Source organism: Streptomyces purpurogeneiscleroticus, from assembly GCF_020024005.1.
Classification (GTDB): domain Bacteria; phylum Actinomycetota; class Actinomycetes; order Streptomycetales; family Streptomycetaceae; genus Streptomyces; species Streptomyces purpurogeneiscleroticus.
On record NZ_NHSG01000153.1, the window covers coordinates 1 to 15,681 of the forward strand.

Sequence of the window (15,681 nt, forward strand, 5' to 3'; positions counted from 1 at the left end):
GGCTGGGGGCGGTGGAGCATCCGTATCTCCGCCTCGGCGGACCACTGGCACCGCACGGTGGGGGACAGCTGGTCGGCAGCGCGCGCCAGCTGTTCCTCCTCGGGCTGCGCTGCGCCGGTGGACGACCGGGCCCCGTGCTGCCGGGCCTCCGCCACGGCGGCCAGCACCGCCGACAAGCCCGCGGCGGGCCAGGCGAGCCACAGGTACGGCTTCACAGGGGCCGGAACGGACTCGCTGGCGATGTTGACGGTGAGCGGAATGACCACCACGGTCACGACGAAGACCGAGACAGTGGTGAACTGCGAGGGGCGCCACATCTGCCGGCATCTCTTCCGTTCCCGAGGGCGGACCCCACGCCGATCCGGCTTGGCCTGCCGCACTGCGAGGTACCAGCATGCCGAAACCGGCCGCCTGCGTACGCCAAGTCACACATGTAGGTGACGCCTGCTCGACCGCGCTTGACCGCGGCGCACATCGGTGTGCGGGCGTGTCCGGCTGCCATGGCGCCGGAGCGCGGCGAAGATGGTGTGGAGCAGCGACGCAGCACGGCAGGGCCAGGGGCAGAACGACTCGGGAGGCGACGCCGATGACCGGAAACGGTAGTGACTCCGCCGGGCAGCAGTACGACGCGACACCCTTCCTGCCGCGGCGCGGGGGGCTTGCGGCTCATCGGCGTGCGGCGGCGGACTGCCAGGGGTGCCCGCTCTTCCAGGACGCCACGCAGACCGTCTTCGGAGCGGGCAGTGCGTCGGCACGCGTCATGCTCGTCGGTGAGCAGCCGGGTGACCAGGAGGACCGCCAGGGGGAGCCGTTCGTCGGGCCGGCCGGCGGCCTCTTGCGGAAGGCGTTGCAGGACGCTGCCATCGACATCGATCAGACGTATGTCACCAACGCGGTGAAGCACTTCAAGTTCACCCTCGCGACGCGGGGCAAGCGCCGGATCCACAAGGCACCGAGCCTCCGCGACATGACGGCTTGTCGTCCCTGGCTCAATGCAGAGCTGCGCCTGGTCGACCCGGAGGTGGTGGTGGCGCTCGGGGCGACCGCGGGCAAGGCGCTGCTGGGGCCGTCGTTCCGGGTGACGAAGGACCGGGGCACCCTCATTCCCTTCCCCGAAGAAGCGGGGCAACGGGGCGCGGCCGCCGACGGAGGGAGCTTCGTCGTGGCAACGCTCCACCCGTCGGCGATCCTGCGCTCCGACGATCGCGAGGCGGCGTATGCCGGACTGGTGTCGGACCTGCGCGTCGCGGCCGGCGCCCTGACCGACAAGCCCTAGGCGCGGGCTCTTGGCCCGCGAATGGGGTGATGGCGGTCACTCCCGGCCAAATATTGAAAACGATTGTCATCATGCTACCTTCAGTCGCACCCCTCCTTGACCTTCCCTTTACCGGAGAGTTCCGTGCGTCTGCCCGTCCGCCTCCTGCCCCTCGCCGCGGCTTCCGCGCTGCTCACCGGCTGCTTCTCGGCGTCGTCCGGTTCCGGTGACGCCTCCTCCGGGGGCGAGCGCATACGTGTGGCGATGATGCAGCCGCCGCGCTCGGGCCTGTCTCCGCTGTCCGACGACGCCTTCAAGCTCTCCCGCTGGTCCACGGCCGAGACGCTGGTGAAGCTGGACGAGGACGGGGACGCCGAGCCCGCGCTGGCGACCGAGTGGCGGCAGTCCGGCCGCAAGTGGACGTTCACCGTCCGGGACGGGGTCACCTTCCACGACGGTACGAAGCTCACGCCCGAGGCCGTCGTCCGCTCCCTCACCGAGGCCGCGACCGCTTCCCCCAAGCCCCGCATCCTGGACGGCGTCGAGCTCACCGCGAAGGCCGAGGGCGACTCCGTCGTCGTCACCACGGCCGAGGAGGACCCGCTCGTACCGCAGCGCCTCAGCTCACCGCAGCTGTCGGTCCTCGCGGCCAAGGCGTACGAGGGGAAGACCGTGAACCCGGCCGGAGCCGGTACCGGGCCCTTCGAGCTCACCAAGGTCAACGGCACCTCCTCGGCGCGCCTCGACCGCTACGACCGGTACTGGGGCGGCAAGGCCAAGGCCCCGGGAATCGATGTGAAGTTCGTGCCCGACGGCACCGCCCGCGCCGCGGCGTTGCGCAGCGGCGAGGCCGACATCGTGGAAGCAGTCCCGGTCTCGCAGGCCGCGGTGCTCGACCAGGACCTCATCACCGAGGTGCCCATGCCGCGCACCAACACGCTGTACCTGAATACCGAGAAGGGCATCTTCAAGGACCCGGCGGTGCGGGCGGCGGCCCGGGAAGCGGTCGACGCGAAGTCGATCGTCAAGGGTGTGTACGAGGGCCGGGCCGATGTCGCCGAGGGGCTGCTCGGCCCCGCGCTGCCGTGGGCCGAGGGCCTGCGGTCGCCGGTGAAGCGGGCGAAGGCCGGTGACCCGCCGGCCGAGACGATCACCATCGGCACGTTCACCGACCGGGCCGAGCTGCCCGAGGCCGCGGCGACGCTGCAGCAGCAGCTCCGGAAGGCCGGCTTCAAGGTGAAGCTGGAGATCCGCGAGTACGCGAACATCGAATCGGACGCCCTGGCGGGCAAGTTCGACGCGTTCCTGCTCTCCCGCGCGACCGTACTGGACTCCGGCGACCCGGCCGCGTACCTCTACAGCGACTTCGCGTCCAAGGGGTCCTTCAACATCCCCCAGCTCGCCGACGGGAAGGTCGACAAGGCCCTGGCGAAGGCCGCCGCGCTGGAGACCGGTGACGCGCGCCGCAAGGCGGTCATCGAGGCCGAGGCCGCGGTGCTCGCCACCGACTCCGCGGTGCCGCTGCTGCACGAGCGCGTGATCCAGGGCGACGCCGCCCGAGTGGCGGGCGTGGCCCACGACCCGCGCGAGCGCGAGCTGGTCACGGCGGAGACCCGCGTCAAGTGAGACCGCACCGTCAGATGAAGCTGCGCACGAAGAGGCCGGTGAGTACGGCCGGGCTCACCCGCCTCGGCTGCCTGGCCGGCGTGGTGGCGGCCGTCGGATTGCTGCCCTGGCTCTCCGGCCGGGACCCGGCGCTGACCGTGCTGCGGGCCCGGTCGGCCGAGCAGGAGGCCACCCCGGAGGCGCTGGCCGCGATCCGCGCCGACCTCGGACTGGACGCGGGCCCCCTGGCCATGCTGGGGAACTGGGCCTCCGGAGCGCTGCGCGGGGACCTCGGCACATCGTGGGTCTCCGGCACCGACGTCCTGCCGTCCGTGGTCTCCGGTCTCCAGGTGTCGCTGAGCCTCATGGCCGCCGCCTTCGGGGTCGCCGTGCTGCTGGCCTGTGCGCTGGTCGCGCCCGTGCTGCTGCGCGGACGCGGCTCGGCCGGTGCGTTCGCCGCCATGCTGGCCGCCGTACCGGAATTCCTGCTCGCCACGGTCGCCCTGCTGGTGTGCGGGGTGTGGCTCGGTGTCCTGCCCACGTCCGGCTGGCAGGGGCCGCAGTACCTGGTACTGCCCGCGCTCGCCCTCGGCGTGCCCGCGGGCGGGCTGCTGGGTCGGCTGGTCGCGGACGCGCTGCCCGCCGTGCTGGACGAGCGGTGGGTCGAGCTGTGGCGGGGCGCGGGCGTCGGCCGGGTACGCGTCTCGGCGGCGGCGCTCCGGCGCGTACTGCCGCCCCTCGTCCCGCAGTTCGGTATGGCGGCCGTCGGCCTGACCGGCGGCGCGGTCGCCGTGGAGACGGTATTCGCGGTGCCCGGCATCGGCCGTACGGCACTGGGCGCGGCCAAGTCCCAGGACCTGCCGCTGCTCCAGGGCTCCGTGCTCGCCCTGCTGGTCCTCGGCCTGGCGGCGGGCGCGCTGGCGGCACTCGTCCGGCGCCGGCTGCTGGGCCCCGCGCTGCGCGACGCGGGACTGACGCTGCCCGCGCCGCGCCCGGTACGCACGCATCCGGCGGTCCCGGTGGTGCTGGGCGCGATCCTGCTGGTCGCCATCGGCTGGGGGCTGCTGCGCGACCCGTACGCGGTGGACACCATGGCCCGGCTGCTGGCCCCGTCGTGGGCACATCCGCTCGGCACCGACGGGCTGGGCCGCGACGTCCTGGCCCGCCTCGGGCACGGCGCGGCGTCGACCGTCGGTACGGCCGCGGCGGTGAGCGCGGTGAGCCTGCTGCTGTCGCTGGCCCTCGGCTTCCTGCCGGGCGTGGCGACGGGCGCGGCGGACATCGCGAACGCGCTGCCCCCTGTGATCGTCGGCATCCTGGTCGCGGCGGCGGCCGGTCCCGGCACGGGCGGCGCCGCCCTCGCGGTGGCCCTCATCTCCTGGCCGCCGCTCGCCGCGCACGCGGCGGTGCTGGTGCAGGAGGTCCGCGCGTCGGCCTTCCTGACCGCCCAACGGGCCATGGGCGCACCGCCCTTCTGGATACTGTCCCGGCACGTGCTGCCGTCCGTCGTCGGGCCCGTCACCCGGCACGCGCTCCTCCGCCTGCCCGGCATCGCCCTCGCCCTCGCCTCGCTCGGCTTCATCGGCCTGGGCGCCCAGCCGCCGGCGCCCGAGTGGGGACTGTTGCTCGACGAGTCCCGCGCGTATGTGGAGCGGGCGCCGTGGGCGGCACTGGCCCCGGCGGTCGCCCTGGCCCTGCTGGCGGGCCTCGCGGTGTCGACGGCGGCGTACGCGGAGAGCCGCCCCGGCTCGTCCTCCCGTGGCTCCAGCCGTGGCACCGGCCGTGGCACCGGCCACTCCGCCCCGTCTCCCCGGAAGGAGCCCTCCCTTGAGCACACCGCACCCTGATGCGCTCCTCTCCGTACGCGACCTCCGGGTCTCCTTCGGCTCCACCGACGTGGTCCGCGACGTGTCCTTCGACGTCCACGCACGGCAAGTGCTGGCCGTGGTCGGGGAGTCGGGCGCGGGCAAGTCGCTCACGGCGCGGGCGCTGCTAGGCATGCTCCCGGGGAATGCGACGGCGACGGGGAGCGTACGGCTCCGGGAGGACTCGGGGGCCTGTACCGAACTCGTGGGTGCCGCTCCCAAGGAGCTCGCGGCCCTCCGTGGCCGGCGCCTCGCCCTCGTCCCGCAGGACGCCCTGTCCGCGCTGTCCCCGGTGCATCCGGTGGGGGACCAACTCGCCGCGGCCGTACGGTCGGTGACCCGTGTGCCGCGCAAGGAGGCCCGCGCCCGGGCGGTCGCCGCACTCGACCGGGTGGGCATCGCCGACGCCGCACGCAGGGCGCGGGCGTATCCGCACGAGTACTCCGGCGGCATGCGGCAGCGTGCCGTGATCGCCATGGCCACCGTCAACGAGCCGGACGTGGTGGTCGCCGACGAGCCCACCACCGCGCTCGACGCCGAGCTGCAGGAACAGGTACTGCGCGTACTCGCCGAGCAGCGGGAAGCGGTCGGCGCCGCCCTCCTGCTGGTCACGCACGACATGGCGGTGGTCAGGGAACACGCCGACCGGGTGCTGGTGATGTACGCCGGCCGCCCGGTCGAACAGGGACCGGCACGTGACGTACTGGGCCGTCCCCGGGCGCCCTACACCGCGGGACTGCTGGCGTCGCTGCCACCGGACGAACAGGGCGAGCCGGGCGAGCCGGGCGGCCGGCGCGGTAACGGCCGACGGCTGCCCGTCATCCCCGGTACCCCGCCCACGCCGGACGGCCTGCCGCCCGGCTGCGCCTTCGCGCCGCGCTGCCCGCTGGCCGAGGACCGCTGCCACCGGGAGGAACCGCGCCCGCGGCCGGCCGGCGACGGCCACGACGTCACCTGCCACCGCTGGGACGACGTCCCGCACGCGGCATCCGACCTGTTCCTGGAGCAGCCCGCATGAGCCCGTCCACGCCCCGGAGCACCGGCGACCACCCGCTGCTCGACGTCCGCGACCTCGTCGTACGGTACGGCGCGGTCACCGCCGTGGACCACGTCTCGTTCACCCTGGACGCCGGCGAGACGCTCGCCGTCAACGGCCCTTCGGGCTGCGGCAAGTCCTCCACCGCCCTGGCGGTGCTGCAACTGCGCCGCCCGGCATCGGGCGAGGTCCGCTTCGAAGGCACGGAGCTGACCGCGCTCACCGACCGTGAGCTGCGCCCGCTCCGCCCCCGGATGCAGCCGGTCCTCCAGGACCCGTACGGCTCCCTCAGCCCCCGCCACCGCATCCGTGACGCCGTGGCGGAGCCGCTGCGCGTCCAGGGCCGCTGGGACGCGACGGGCCCGGCCCGGGTGGCCGAGCTGCTGGATCGGGTCGGCCTCGCCCCGTCCCATGGTGACCGCCTGCCGCACGAGCTCTCCGGAGGCCAGTGCCAACGCGCGGGAATCGCCCGCGCGTTGGCGTCCGAGCCGCGGCTCCTGGTCCTCGACGAGCCGGTCTCCTCCCTCGACCCGTCGGTCCGCGCGGGCATCCTGAACCTGCTCGCGGACCTCCAGGACCAGCTCGGCCTCGCCTACCTCTTCATCTGCCACGACCGTGCGGTCGTCCGCCACTTCGCGGACCGGTCGATCGAAATGCGGGAGGGCCGGATCGCAGACTCTTAAGTGCCCGGGTGGGAACGGGCGGCCTCGGTGGCCGCTGCCCGCGGGCCGTGGGTGTGGATCAGGTCGATGAACTCGCCCGTGCGGAGGGCGAATTCGGGGTGTTCCGGGAGGGCGTCGCCGAGGAGGCCGTCGGTCAGGACGGCGGTGGCGAATGACGGGCCGTCAGAAGTGCGGGCGCGCAGGGCGGCGAGGCGGTCGCGAGCCGGGTCCGCCATGGCGGCCGCGTGCTCACCGGGGTCGAAGCCGGGGGAGGGGGCCAGGCAGCACAGGTAGGCGGCGACGGTGAGGGCGAGATGGTGGGGCATCCGCCCGGCCCGCAGATGGAGCAGTGCGGGAGCGGGGATGCGCTGGCGCAGTTTGGCGGAGCCGTCCGAGCCGACCTGGCGGGTGCGGTGCCCGAGCGCCGAATTGGCCCAGCGGGTGAAGAGCTGCGCCACGTACGTGTCCAGGTCGATGTCGTCGGGGACGGTGAGGCTCGGCAGGTACTCGCCCAGCAGCACGGCCCGGGCCGCCTCCGTGACGAAGGGCTGCGCGGTGGACTGCGGAATGGTGTCGCAGCCCGCGAGGGCGCCCAGGTAGGCGATGAGCGAGTGCGTGCCGTTGAGCAGCCGGACCTTGAGGAGTTCGTACGGTTCCACGTGGTCGGTGAAGAGTGCGCCGCCCGCCTCCCAGGCCGGGCGGGACGCGGCGAAACGGTCCTCCAGTACCCACATGCTGAACGGCTCGGCCGGTACGGGGACTTCGTCGCGCACCCCGAGCGCCTCGGCGACGGCGGTGCGCTCCGCGTCCGTCGTCGCCGGCACGATGCGGTCGACCATGGTGTTGGGGAAGGTCACGTTCCCGGCGGCCAGCCAGGCGCCGGCCTCCTCGCCCTCGCCGGCCGGCAGCTGGGCGAGGAACTCTTCGACGAGGCGGCGCGTGTGGTCGCCGTTGCCGACCAGATTGTCGCAGCTCAGAACGGTGACCGGGGCGCCGTGGGTGGCGGCGCGCTCCTGGAGGGCGCGCGCGATGCGGCCCAGGGTGGTCTGCGGAGCGCGGCGGTTGCCGCGCAGATCGGCCCGTATGCCCGGGTGGTCGAGGTCGAGGCCGCCGGTGCGGGGCGAGTACGTGTAGCCGTTCTCGGTGACGGTGAGGGACAGGACGCGGGTGCCGGGGGCGGCGAGCGCGCGCTGCACCTGCTCGGGCTCGCGTGCGGCGACCAGTACTCCGGTGTGCACGGCGGGAACGGTGCAGCGCAGGCCGTCCGGGGAGACCTCGGCGACGGTGTAGCGCAGGTCCTGGGCGCGCAGCGCGTCGGCGACGCCGGTGGCGCGCCCGGCGACGCCGAGAACGCCCCACGGGCCGTCCTCGCGGGCGAGCGCGGCGGCGGTGTAAACAGCCTGGTGGGCGCGGTGGAAGTTGCCGAGGCCGAGGTGGACGATGCCGGTGTCGGCGGGGGTGAGAGTGCGGTGGTGCAGCAGTGCGCCGGCCGGGGAGGTGGCGGCGGACAGCCGGGCGGTACGGGCGGAGGCGGTGGTCATGCGGGAGTACGTCCTTGCGTCCTTGCGGTGGGCGGCCGCGATCAGTTCACCAGACGGCCGCGGCCCGGGTCACCAGTCGGTCATCGAGCCGTCGCGGTGGCGGGCGACAGGCAGATAGGCGGCCTCGTACGGGTGGCGGGCGGCGAGTTCCTCGTCGACCTCGATGCCGAGGCCCGGCGCCTCTCCCGGGTGCAGATGCCCGTCCTCGTACGACCAGGCGTGCCGGAACACTTCGTGCACCGGCGGGGCGTACCCCATGTACTCCTGAATGGCGAAGTTGGGGGTGGCAAGGCCGACGTGGAGCGAGGCGGCCAGCGCGACGGGGGAGACGTCGGAGGGGCCGTGCGGGCCGAGCTTGATCTGCCAGATGTCGGCGAGGGCCGCGATGCGGCGCAGATGGCTGATGCCGCCGGCGTGGGTGACGCAGCAGCGCACGTAGTCGATGAGCTGCTCGGTGATCAGACTCTGGCATTCCCAGACGGTGTTGAGGACCTCCCCGATGGCGAGCGGAACGGTGGTCTTCGCGCGGACGGTGCGGAGCACCTCCTGATTCTCGGCGGGTGTGACATCCTCCAGCCAGAACAGGTCGAGGTCCTCGAGCGAACGGCCCAGCCGTGCGGCCTGGTTCGGGGTGAGGCGGTGGTGCGCGTCGTGCAGGAGTTTGATCTCGGGGCCGAGGTGGGAGCGGGCCGCCGCCAGCGCCTCGGGGGCGTGCCGCAGATAGGCGTCGGTGTCCCAGGTCTCCTCGACGGGGGCGGGGCCGCGCCCGGCGGGCTCGTACGCGGCGCCGTCCTTGCTCACGCCGTACACGATGTCCAGTCCGGGGACGCCCGTCTGGGCCCGTACGGCCCGGAAGCCCTGGGCGAGCCGGGCGTCGAGGGAGTCCAGCAGCTGCGGTACGTCCCAGCCGGTGGCGTGGGTGTAGGAGAGGATCCGGTCGCGCACGGCGCCGCCGAGCAGCTGGTAGACGGGCAGCCCCGCGGTCTTGCCCTTGATGTCCCACAGGGCCAGGTCGACCGCGCCGATGGCCGTCATGGTGACGGGTCCGCGGCGCCAGTAGGCACCGCGGTAGAGGTACTGCCAGGTGTCCTCGATGCGGGCGGGGTCGCGGCCGATGAGCAGCGGGGCGACGTGGTCGCGGAGGTAGGACGCGACGGCCAGTTCACGGCCGTTGAGAGTGGCATCGCCCCAGCCGACGAGCCCCTGCTCGGTGGTGACCTTGACGGTGACGAAGTTACGGGTGGGGCTGGTGACCAGGACGTCGACGGCGGCTGTGCGGTCGGGCTTGCTCATCAGGGGTGCTCCTTGGCGGCGGTGAAGTGTCCATGCGCGTTCCGGGGCGTTCCGGGGCGTTCCTGGTCGGACAAGTGTCGACGGTTCTGGTCAAGCGGTGCGTGCGTGACTTGCTGCCTGCAAAGATGAATTCTGGACGGTGTGGGTCGAGTGAGTATCGGGGACAGGTGGGCCGTGGCCGGCATGAACGAGACGTTGCGGGACCTGTTGAAGGTCGACGGTGTCCTCGGGGTCTCCGTGGTCGACTATTACAGCCGCCTCCTGCTGGGCGCCATAGGCCACCCCGCCGGCCCCGACCTGGAGAAGGCGGCGCTGGTGGACACCGATGTCGTACGCGCCAAACTCTCCGCGCTCGAAACGCTCGGCTACAGGCCCGACCGGATGGAGGACATACTGATCACGCTGGATGACGAGTACCACCTCATCCGCCCCCTCTCCCGCTGCGGGAACGACGGTATTTTCTTCTACGTGGTACTGGACCGGTCCTGCGCGGACCTCCTGGCCACCAGACAACTGCTCCGAGCGGCGGAAGAGGGATTCGACGTATGACCATCGAGCGGCTGCTCGCGTTCGCGGCCATGTCCTTCCTGTTGATCGTGGTTCCCGGGCCCAGCGTGCTGTTCGTGATCGGCCGGGCGCTGGCGCAGGGGCGCCGCGCCGCGCTGACCACGGTCGTGGGGAACGCGCTCGGAGCGTACGTACTCGTCGTGGCCGTGGCGCTCGGCGTCGGGTCCCTCGTGGAGCGCTCCGCCCTCGTGTTCATGACGCTGAAGCTCGTGGGCGCCGCGTACTTGGTGTACCTCGGCGTCAAGGCGGTGCGGCAGCGCGGGACGTTGCAGGCCGCGTTCGCGGGTGACGCCCCGGCGCGCGGCAGCCTGCGGACGGTGTGGGAGGGGTTCGCGGTCGGCGTGGCCAACCCCAAGACCATCGTCTTCTTCGCCGCCGTACTGCCGCAGTTCGTGGACCGCGGTCAGGGGCATGTCGCCGCGCAAATGCTGCTGCTCGGCCTGGTCTTCAACGTCATCGCGGTGGTCTCCGACAGCGTGTGGGGACTGGCCGCGGCCACCGCGCGCAGCTGGTTCGCCCGGTCGCCGCGGCGGCTCTCCATGGTCGGTGGGGCCGGCGGGTTCGCGATGATCGGCCTCGGCGTCACCGTTGCGGCGACGGGCCGCACGGACTAGGCCGGGCCGAAGGCGCCCGCGGTGAAGGCCAGTGCGGCGAAGCGTTTGCCGATGCGGCGGTGGGCGGCGGCGTCCGGGTGGAGCTGGTCGGGCAGCGGCAGTTCGGCGTGGTCGGCCTCGCCGTAGAGCTCGCGGCCGTCGAGGTAGTGCAGGTTCGGGTCCTCGGCCGCGCGGGCGGCGGTGATACGGGAGAGCTCCGCCCGGATGATGCTGAGCGTCAGGCGGGTGGGGTCCGCGGGATCGCCCGTGGCCCGGAAACCCAGCTGCCCGGCAGCGATGTTGCTGAAGTCCGGAGCGGCCGGTCCGGGGGTGTCCTCGTGGATCGGGCAGTGGATCGGCGAGACGACCAGCAGGGGTGCGGTCGGGTGCCCTTCCCGGATGGTGTCGAGGAAGCCGTGCACCGCCGGGCCGAAGGCGCGCAGCCGCATCAGGTCGGCGTTGACCAGGTTGATGCCGATCTTGACGCTGATCAGGTCGGCGGGGGTGTCCCGCAGGGTACGGGCGGTGAACGGATCCAGCAGGGCGCTGCCGCCGAAGCCCAGATTGATCAGTTCCACGCCCGCGAGGGAGGCGGCGAGGGCGGGCCATGTGCTGGTGGGGCCGGCCGCGTCGGAGCCGTGGCTGATCGAACTGCCGTGGTGCAGCCACACCTTGCGGCCCCGGTCCGGTACGGGCTCGACGGGGGCGTCGGTGCGCAGGGCGACCAGTTCGGTGGTCTCGTTGTGCGGCAGCCAGATCTCGATGTCCTTGGCACGGTCGGGCAGGCCGCTGAAGCGGAGGGTGCCCGCCGGGCCGGTCCGGGTCTCGGCGGATCCGGTGGTCATGTCGATGGTCAGGGTGTTGCCGCCCGCGACGCTGCCCCGGCCGGCCGGACGGCCGTCGACGAGCAGCTCGTACACGCCGTCCGGGCGGGGCGGGGCGCCCACGTAGACCCGCTTGGTGGGCCGCGTCTCCAGCTCGACCGCGGTGGCACGGGTGCGGAAGACCAGTCGTACGCCGGAGGGCTGGGACTCCGCCATGGCCAGCTGGCCATCGGGGATCTGCTTGCGGGCCCAGGCGGGCAGCCGATGCGGCAGCACGCCGTGTTCGGTGTGCTCCAGGTCGAGGGCGCCGCGCAGGAGGTCCGCGGTGAGGGGCGTGGTGATCCAGGTGTGCGGGGTCCGGTGATCGGTGTCGTGCTCGGTGTGCATGTCTCAACCTGTGTGCGTGAGGGGGGTGTTCGGGGGAGCGGGCCAGTTCCGCAGCAGGGCGTCGAGGGCGTCCAGCATCCGTGTCCAGGTTTCCTGGCTGTCGGGGGCGCTGTGGCTGAAGCCGCCGCTCAGCTCCAGGCTGACGTAGCCGTGGAAGACGCTGCCCAGCATGCGGACCGCGTGCGTCTGGTCGGGCTCCGTCAGGTCGTAGCCGCGCAGGATCGCCCGCGTCATCTGCGCGTGCCGCACGCCCGCGCTCGCGGCCGCCGTTTCCGGGTCGAGCCGCAGCCGGGCCGCGGCGTAGCGGCCGGGATGCTCCCGGGCGTAGTCGCGGTAGACGTTCGCGAAGGCGGCCAGGGCGTCCTTGCCGGCCCGCCCGGCGAGAGCGGCCGCGGCCCGGTCGGCCATTTCCTCCAGGGCGAGCAGGGCGATCCTGGTCTTGAGGTCCTGGGAGTTCTTCACGTGCGAGTACAGGCTCGCCACCTTCACGTCGAACCGCCGGGCGAGCGCCGAGACGGTCACCTGGTCGAATCCGACCTCATCGGCCAGTTCCGCCCCCGCCTGCGTCAGCCGTTCCGTGGTCAGTCCTACGCGCCGCGTCATGCTGTCCTGCCTCCCGGTCATCCGTAACTGATTATGCACTTGCCTAATAGCTTTAGGCAAGAAGCTACTGACCTTAGGTCTTCGGCCGTGTTCACTTACTGTTCGAAATTTTTCAGCCGTCCGTACAACCTTCCGCGGCTCTCGATGATCTCCCCCGTCGAGTCAACAGACTCCTTCGAACCTCCACTTGGGGAACACCATGCATAGACGCGCCACTGCCGCCGCCGTGAGCGGCGCTCTGGCCCTGACCGCTCTCGCGATACCGGTCGCGCAGGCCGACGCCGGGCGGACGGGCGACGCCGCCGCGGCCGCCCGCACCGCGCAGGAGAGCTCCGTGCAGCAGGCCGCCACGGCGAAGCAGAAGGCCGCGCCGTTCGGGCTGCGCGCCGCCGCCGACGACGGGTACGGCGACACGACGATCTCCAACGTCGTCGTCAACGGTGGCAAGGACGTGGTCCTGGGCACCACCAACACCAAGACGGTGACGGTCAGCTTCACCGCGACCGACGACTCCGGCATCGACTGGGCCACCGCCATCCTGTGGCACGGCGGCGCCACCTTCGACGAGATGGACCACGGCGTCACCGGGAACGAGGAGAACGCCGGCTGCACGGCGACCTCGGCCACCACCGCCAAGTGCACGCAGACGTTCACGATCGACCCGCAGGTCGACCTGACCAACGCCGCCGCGGGCACCTGGAAGGTGTGGGCGCTCGCGCAGGGCACGGACGCGGACTGGGTCGAGCAGGACAACGTCAAGTCCTTCGCGATGAAGCGCTACTCCAAGCTCACCGCCAACGCCTCGCCCGAGCCGGTCCTCAAGGGCCGGACCATCACCATCACCGGCACGCTGACCCGTGCCAACTGGGACACCTCCAAGTACGCCGGCTACACCCAGCAGTCGGTGAAGCTCCAGTCGCGTCCCGCGAGCGGTGGCACGTACACCACGCTGAAGACGTACACCTCGGGCAGCGGCTCCACCGCGGGCCAGGTGAAGACCACCCGTACCGCGAGCACGGACACCTGCTGGCGGTACAGCTTCGCCGGTACCTCCACCACCCCCGCCGTGACCTCCACCGGCGACTGCGTCGACGTGCGCTGACGCGCGGCACGCCCCCTTCCCCGCCGGGGCCCGGTCACCGCTGGGTGAGGAGGTCCTGGTGGGGGAGGGGGCGGTGCAGGGCGAGCAGGGCCTGGTCGTCCTGGGGAGCGCTGGCGCTGTGCCGGCTGACGTCGCGGGCCAGGAAGTCCAGGACGGCCGACGGCTCCGCGGGATGGCCGGTCTGCCGCAGATATTCGCGGAGCATGCCGGGGACCCGGTCGGCCGGGTCGTAGAAGGCACCGGCGCGGTCGCGGGCCTCGGTCACGCCGTCCGTGAAGCACAGCAGCATCGCCCCGGGCGGAAAGGCGTACGTCTCCACCGGGGACGCCCAGCTCCCCAGGCTCGTGATGCCCAGCGGCGGCGCCTCCTCCGCCGGCTCCAGGACCCGCGCCCGGCCGTCCGCGCACAGCAGGAGCGGCGCCGGGTGCCCGCGGTTGACGAGCTGCACCTGCTCCAGGTCGTCACTGAACTGGACGATCAGCGCGGTGGTGAACCCCTCGGTCTCGTCCGTGCCGTCCCGCCGCCGCCCCTCGCGCAGCAGCGCCTCCTCCATGACCTGTACCAGGTCGGGCAGGTCCGGGGAGTGGTCGGCGGCGAAGCGGAAGGCACCGATGTCGACGCTGACGGCCGCGACGGCGGACAGGCCCTTGCCGCGCACGTCACCGACCATCGCGCGGACGCCGAACGGGGTGTCCTGCACCACGAAGAGGTCGCCGCCGATCAGGGCCATGTCCTCGGCCGGGACGTAGCGGGCGGCGATCCGCAGCTCACCCAGCCTGCTGGGCGGCCGGGGCAGCACGGCCCGCTGGGCCACCTCGGCGGCGTACCGCGCCCGGCTGGCGCTGGCGTGCTGTGAGCGCAGGGACCGGTCCAGGCCCACGGCCAGGACGGTGACCGCCATCAGGGTGACCTGATTGGCGACGCCGGCCTGCCAGCCGAAGGAACCGGCGGCGTACGCCAGGCCCGCGTGCGCCAGCATCGCGGTCAGCCCGACGGCGACGATGCCCGCAGTGCGGAGGAGGGAGACCGCCGCCACCGGCGCCACGGCCAGCAGCGGCGCCGACGACACCGGCGAGGGCGTCAGCAGGTCCACCAGCACCGCGAGAACGATCACCGCCGCCGGAATCCAACGACGCGTCCGCGACCACACTGCCAACTCCCTCATCAGGCCATCTTGCCCGCCCGCAGGGCCGCAGGCAGCACACGGCAAGCCGAAGACCGCCGAACGGTATCCCTACCGACGGCCACCGGCGAAGTCTCTCAGGCGCGCCGCGGCACCGCCGAGGCCATCGCCGTCAGGGTCCGGCGGCAGATCTTGCCCGTCGGGCCCAGCGGCATTTCCGGCAGCCGGAGGAGGAGTTCGGGCAGCTTACGGCGTTCGAGGCCGCGCTCCCGTTCCAGGAAGGCGGTGAGGTCCGGCAGGGTCAGCGACGGGGCCGCACCGGGGACCTCACGGACGCACGCGCACAGCCGCTCGCCCAGGTCGGGGTCCGGTACGGCGACACAGACGGCCTCGGCGACGGCGGGATGGGCGCCCAGCTCCCGCTCCACCTCGGCGGGGCTGATGTTGTAGCCGCCGCGTACGACGATCTGCCGGAGCCGGCCGAGGACGTGCAGCCGGCCGTGCGCGTCCAGCAGCCCCCGGTCGCCCGTGCGCACCCAGCCACCGGCGGTGCGGTAGCGGGCGTCCAGCTCCGGGCTCGCGACGTAGCAGAGCGGGGTCATCGGGCCGCGCGCGCAGATCTCGCCCGGCTGCCCCGGAGGGAGCGGAGAGCCGTCGCCGTCGGTGATGCGAATGGCCGCCACGGCGGGGTCGGGGCGGCCGGTCCCGGTCTCCGGGGTGAGGCCGGTCGCCGCGGTGTGGCAGTTCACGCCGTCGGAGGAGCCGTACACGGCGATGACCGGGCGCGCGAACCGCCGCCGGCAGGCGTCGGCGGTGGACGCGGGCAGCGCGGCGCCGCTGGAGACGAGGGCCCGCAGGCCGGTGAGGTCCTCGCCCGGGAGCGGTGGGTGGTCGGCGAGGCGGCGCAGCATGGTCGGTACGCCGAAGACATGCGTGGGGCGGTACTCGCTGATCATGCGGAGGGCCGCCGCCGGGTCGAAGGAGTCCTGGACGAGGAGGGTGCCGCCGAGCGCCGCGACCGTGACGGGCGTGCCGCAGGACCCGAAGGACGAGGCGAGCGGGACGAGGACGAGGTGGCGCGGCGGGGTGTCGTCGGCGTGCAGGGCGCGGATGTACGCGGCCCGGCCGCCGGCCATCGCGTTGTGCGAGTAGGCGACCATCTTCGGCTCGGCCTCGGAGCCGGAGGAGACGAGGATCCGGGCGGGGGAGTCGGGGTCGGGGGACG

General features: G+C 72.9%; 15 protein-coding genes. 8 read left to right on the plus strand and 7 right to left on the minus strand.

Annotation, left to right across the window (positions count from 1 at the left end):
- Positions 1 to 317 (minus strand): hypothetical protein (locus tag CCS38_RS08715; RefSeq protein WP_223732616.1); only part of this gene is annotated, 317 nt, incomplete at its 3' end.
- A gap of 269 nt (positions 318 to 586) precedes the next feature.
- Between CCS38_RS08715 and CCS38_RS08720 the strand changes: the two genes are divergently transcribed.
- From CCS38_RS08720 to CCS38_RS08740, 5 genes are all read left to right on the plus strand, one after another.
- Positions 587 to 1,276 (plus strand): UdgX family uracil-DNA binding protein, encoded by a 690-nt coding sequence (locus tag CCS38_RS08720; protein ID WP_223732617.1) that lies wholly within the window; start codon positions 587 to 589, stop codon positions 1,274 to 1,276.
- A gap of 123 nt (positions 1,277 to 1,399) precedes the next feature.
- Positions 1,400 to 2,881 (plus strand): ABC transporter substrate-binding protein, encoded by a 1,482-nt coding sequence (locus CCS38_RS08725; protein ID WP_223732618.1) that lies wholly within the window; start codon positions 1,400 to 1,402, stop codon positions 2,879 to 2,881.
- Between the two features lie 14 nt (positions 2,882 to 2,895).
- Positions 2,896 to 4,707 carry an ABC transporter permease subunit gene (locus tag CCS38_RS08730; protein WP_223732630.1) on the plus strand — a complete coding sequence of 604 codons (1,812 nt, stop codon included), beginning with the start codon at positions 2,896 to 2,898 and terminating at the stop codon, positions 4,705 to 4,707.
- The gene (locus CCS38_RS08735; protein WP_223732619.1) at positions 4,688 to 5,743 is read left to right on the plus strand and encodes an ABC transporter ATP-binding protein; all 1,056 of its coding nucleotides are present in this window, start codon (positions 4,688 to 4,690) and stop codon (positions 5,741 to 5,743) included. Before CCS38_RS08730 ends, CCS38_RS08735 begins: the two co-directional genes overlap by 20 nt.
- Positions 5,740 to 6,444, plus strand: coding sequence for an ATP-binding cassette domain-containing protein (locus tag CCS38_RS08740; protein WP_223732620.1), 705 nt, complete (start codon positions 5,740 to 5,742; stop codon positions 6,442 to 6,444). Before CCS38_RS08735 ends, CCS38_RS08740 begins: the two co-directional genes overlap by 4 nt.
- Here the strand turns inward: CCS38_RS08740 and CCS38_RS08745 are convergent.
- Together CCS38_RS08745 and manD are read right to left on the minus strand one after the other, a co-directional pair.
- Positions 6,441 to 7,964: a mannitol dehydrogenase family protein gene (locus CCS38_RS08745; RefSeq protein WP_223732621.1), complete on the minus strand. Its 1,524-nt coding sequence runs from the start codon at positions 7,962 to 7,964 to the stop codon at positions 6,441 to 6,443. The genes CCS38_RS08740 and CCS38_RS08745 overlap by 4 nt on opposite strands.
- Before the next feature lie 69 nt (positions 7,965 to 8,033).
- Positions 8,034 to 9,257 (minus strand): D-mannonate dehydratase ManD, encoded by a 1,224-nt coding sequence (manD, locus tag CCS38_RS08750; RefSeq protein WP_223732622.1) that lies wholly within the window; start codon positions 9,255 to 9,257, stop codon positions 8,034 to 8,036.
- 183 nt (positions 9,258 to 9,440) lie between these two features.
- Between manD and CCS38_RS08755 the strand changes: the two genes are divergently transcribed.
- Both CCS38_RS08755 and CCS38_RS08760 read left to right on the plus strand, forming a co-directional pair.
- A complete protein-coding gene (locus CCS38_RS08755; RefSeq protein ID WP_223732623.1) occupies positions 9,441 to 9,806 on the plus strand; it encodes a hypothetical protein in 366 nt (121 codons plus the stop codon).
- Positions 9,803 to 10,438: a LysE family translocator gene (locus CCS38_RS08760; RefSeq protein ID WP_223732624.1), complete on the plus strand. Its 636-nt coding sequence runs from the start codon at positions 9,803 to 9,805 to the stop codon at positions 10,436 to 10,438. The genes CCS38_RS08755 and CCS38_RS08760 overlap by 4 nt, the downstream gene beginning before the upstream one ends.
- Here CCS38_RS08760 and CCS38_RS08765 read toward each other — a convergent pair.
- Both CCS38_RS08765 and CCS38_RS08770 read right to left on the minus strand, forming a co-directional pair.
- Positions 10,435 to 11,628, minus strand: coding sequence for a GDSL-type esterase/lipase family protein (locus tag CCS38_RS08765; protein ID WP_223732625.1), 1,194 nt, complete (start codon positions 11,626 to 11,628; stop codon positions 10,435 to 10,437). The two genes, CCS38_RS08760 and CCS38_RS08765, sit on opposite strands and share 4 nt — an antisense overlap.
- Before the next feature lie 3 nt (positions 11,629 to 11,631).
- A complete protein-coding gene (locus CCS38_RS08770) occupies positions 11,632 to 12,231 on the minus strand; it encodes a TetR/AcrR family transcriptional regulator (protein ID WP_223732626.1) in 600 nt (199 codons plus the stop codon).
- A gap of 199 nt (positions 12,232 to 12,430) precedes the next feature.
- Here CCS38_RS08770 and CCS38_RS08775 point away from each other — a divergent pair, with 199 nt between their 5' ends.
- Positions 12,431 to 13,333, plus strand: coding sequence for a DUF5707 domain-containing protein (locus CCS38_RS08775; RefSeq protein WP_223732627.1), 903 nt, complete (start codon positions 12,431 to 12,433; stop codon positions 13,331 to 13,333).
- 34 nt (positions 13,334 to 13,367) lie between these two features.
- Here the strand turns inward: CCS38_RS08775 and CCS38_RS08780 are convergent, their stop codons facing one another.
- Positions 13,368 to 14,498, minus strand: a complete 1,131-nt coding sequence (locus tag CCS38_RS08780; RefSeq protein WP_223732628.1) for a PP2C family protein-serine/threonine phosphatase — start codon at positions 14,496 to 14,498, stop codon at positions 13,368 to 13,370.
- A 95-nt stretch (positions 14,499 to 14,593) separates the two neighbouring features.
- A partial coding sequence (locus tag CCS38_RS08785; protein ID WP_223732629.1) for a class I adenylate-forming enzyme family protein occupies positions 14,594 to 15,681 on the minus strand: 1,088 nt, incomplete at its 5' end.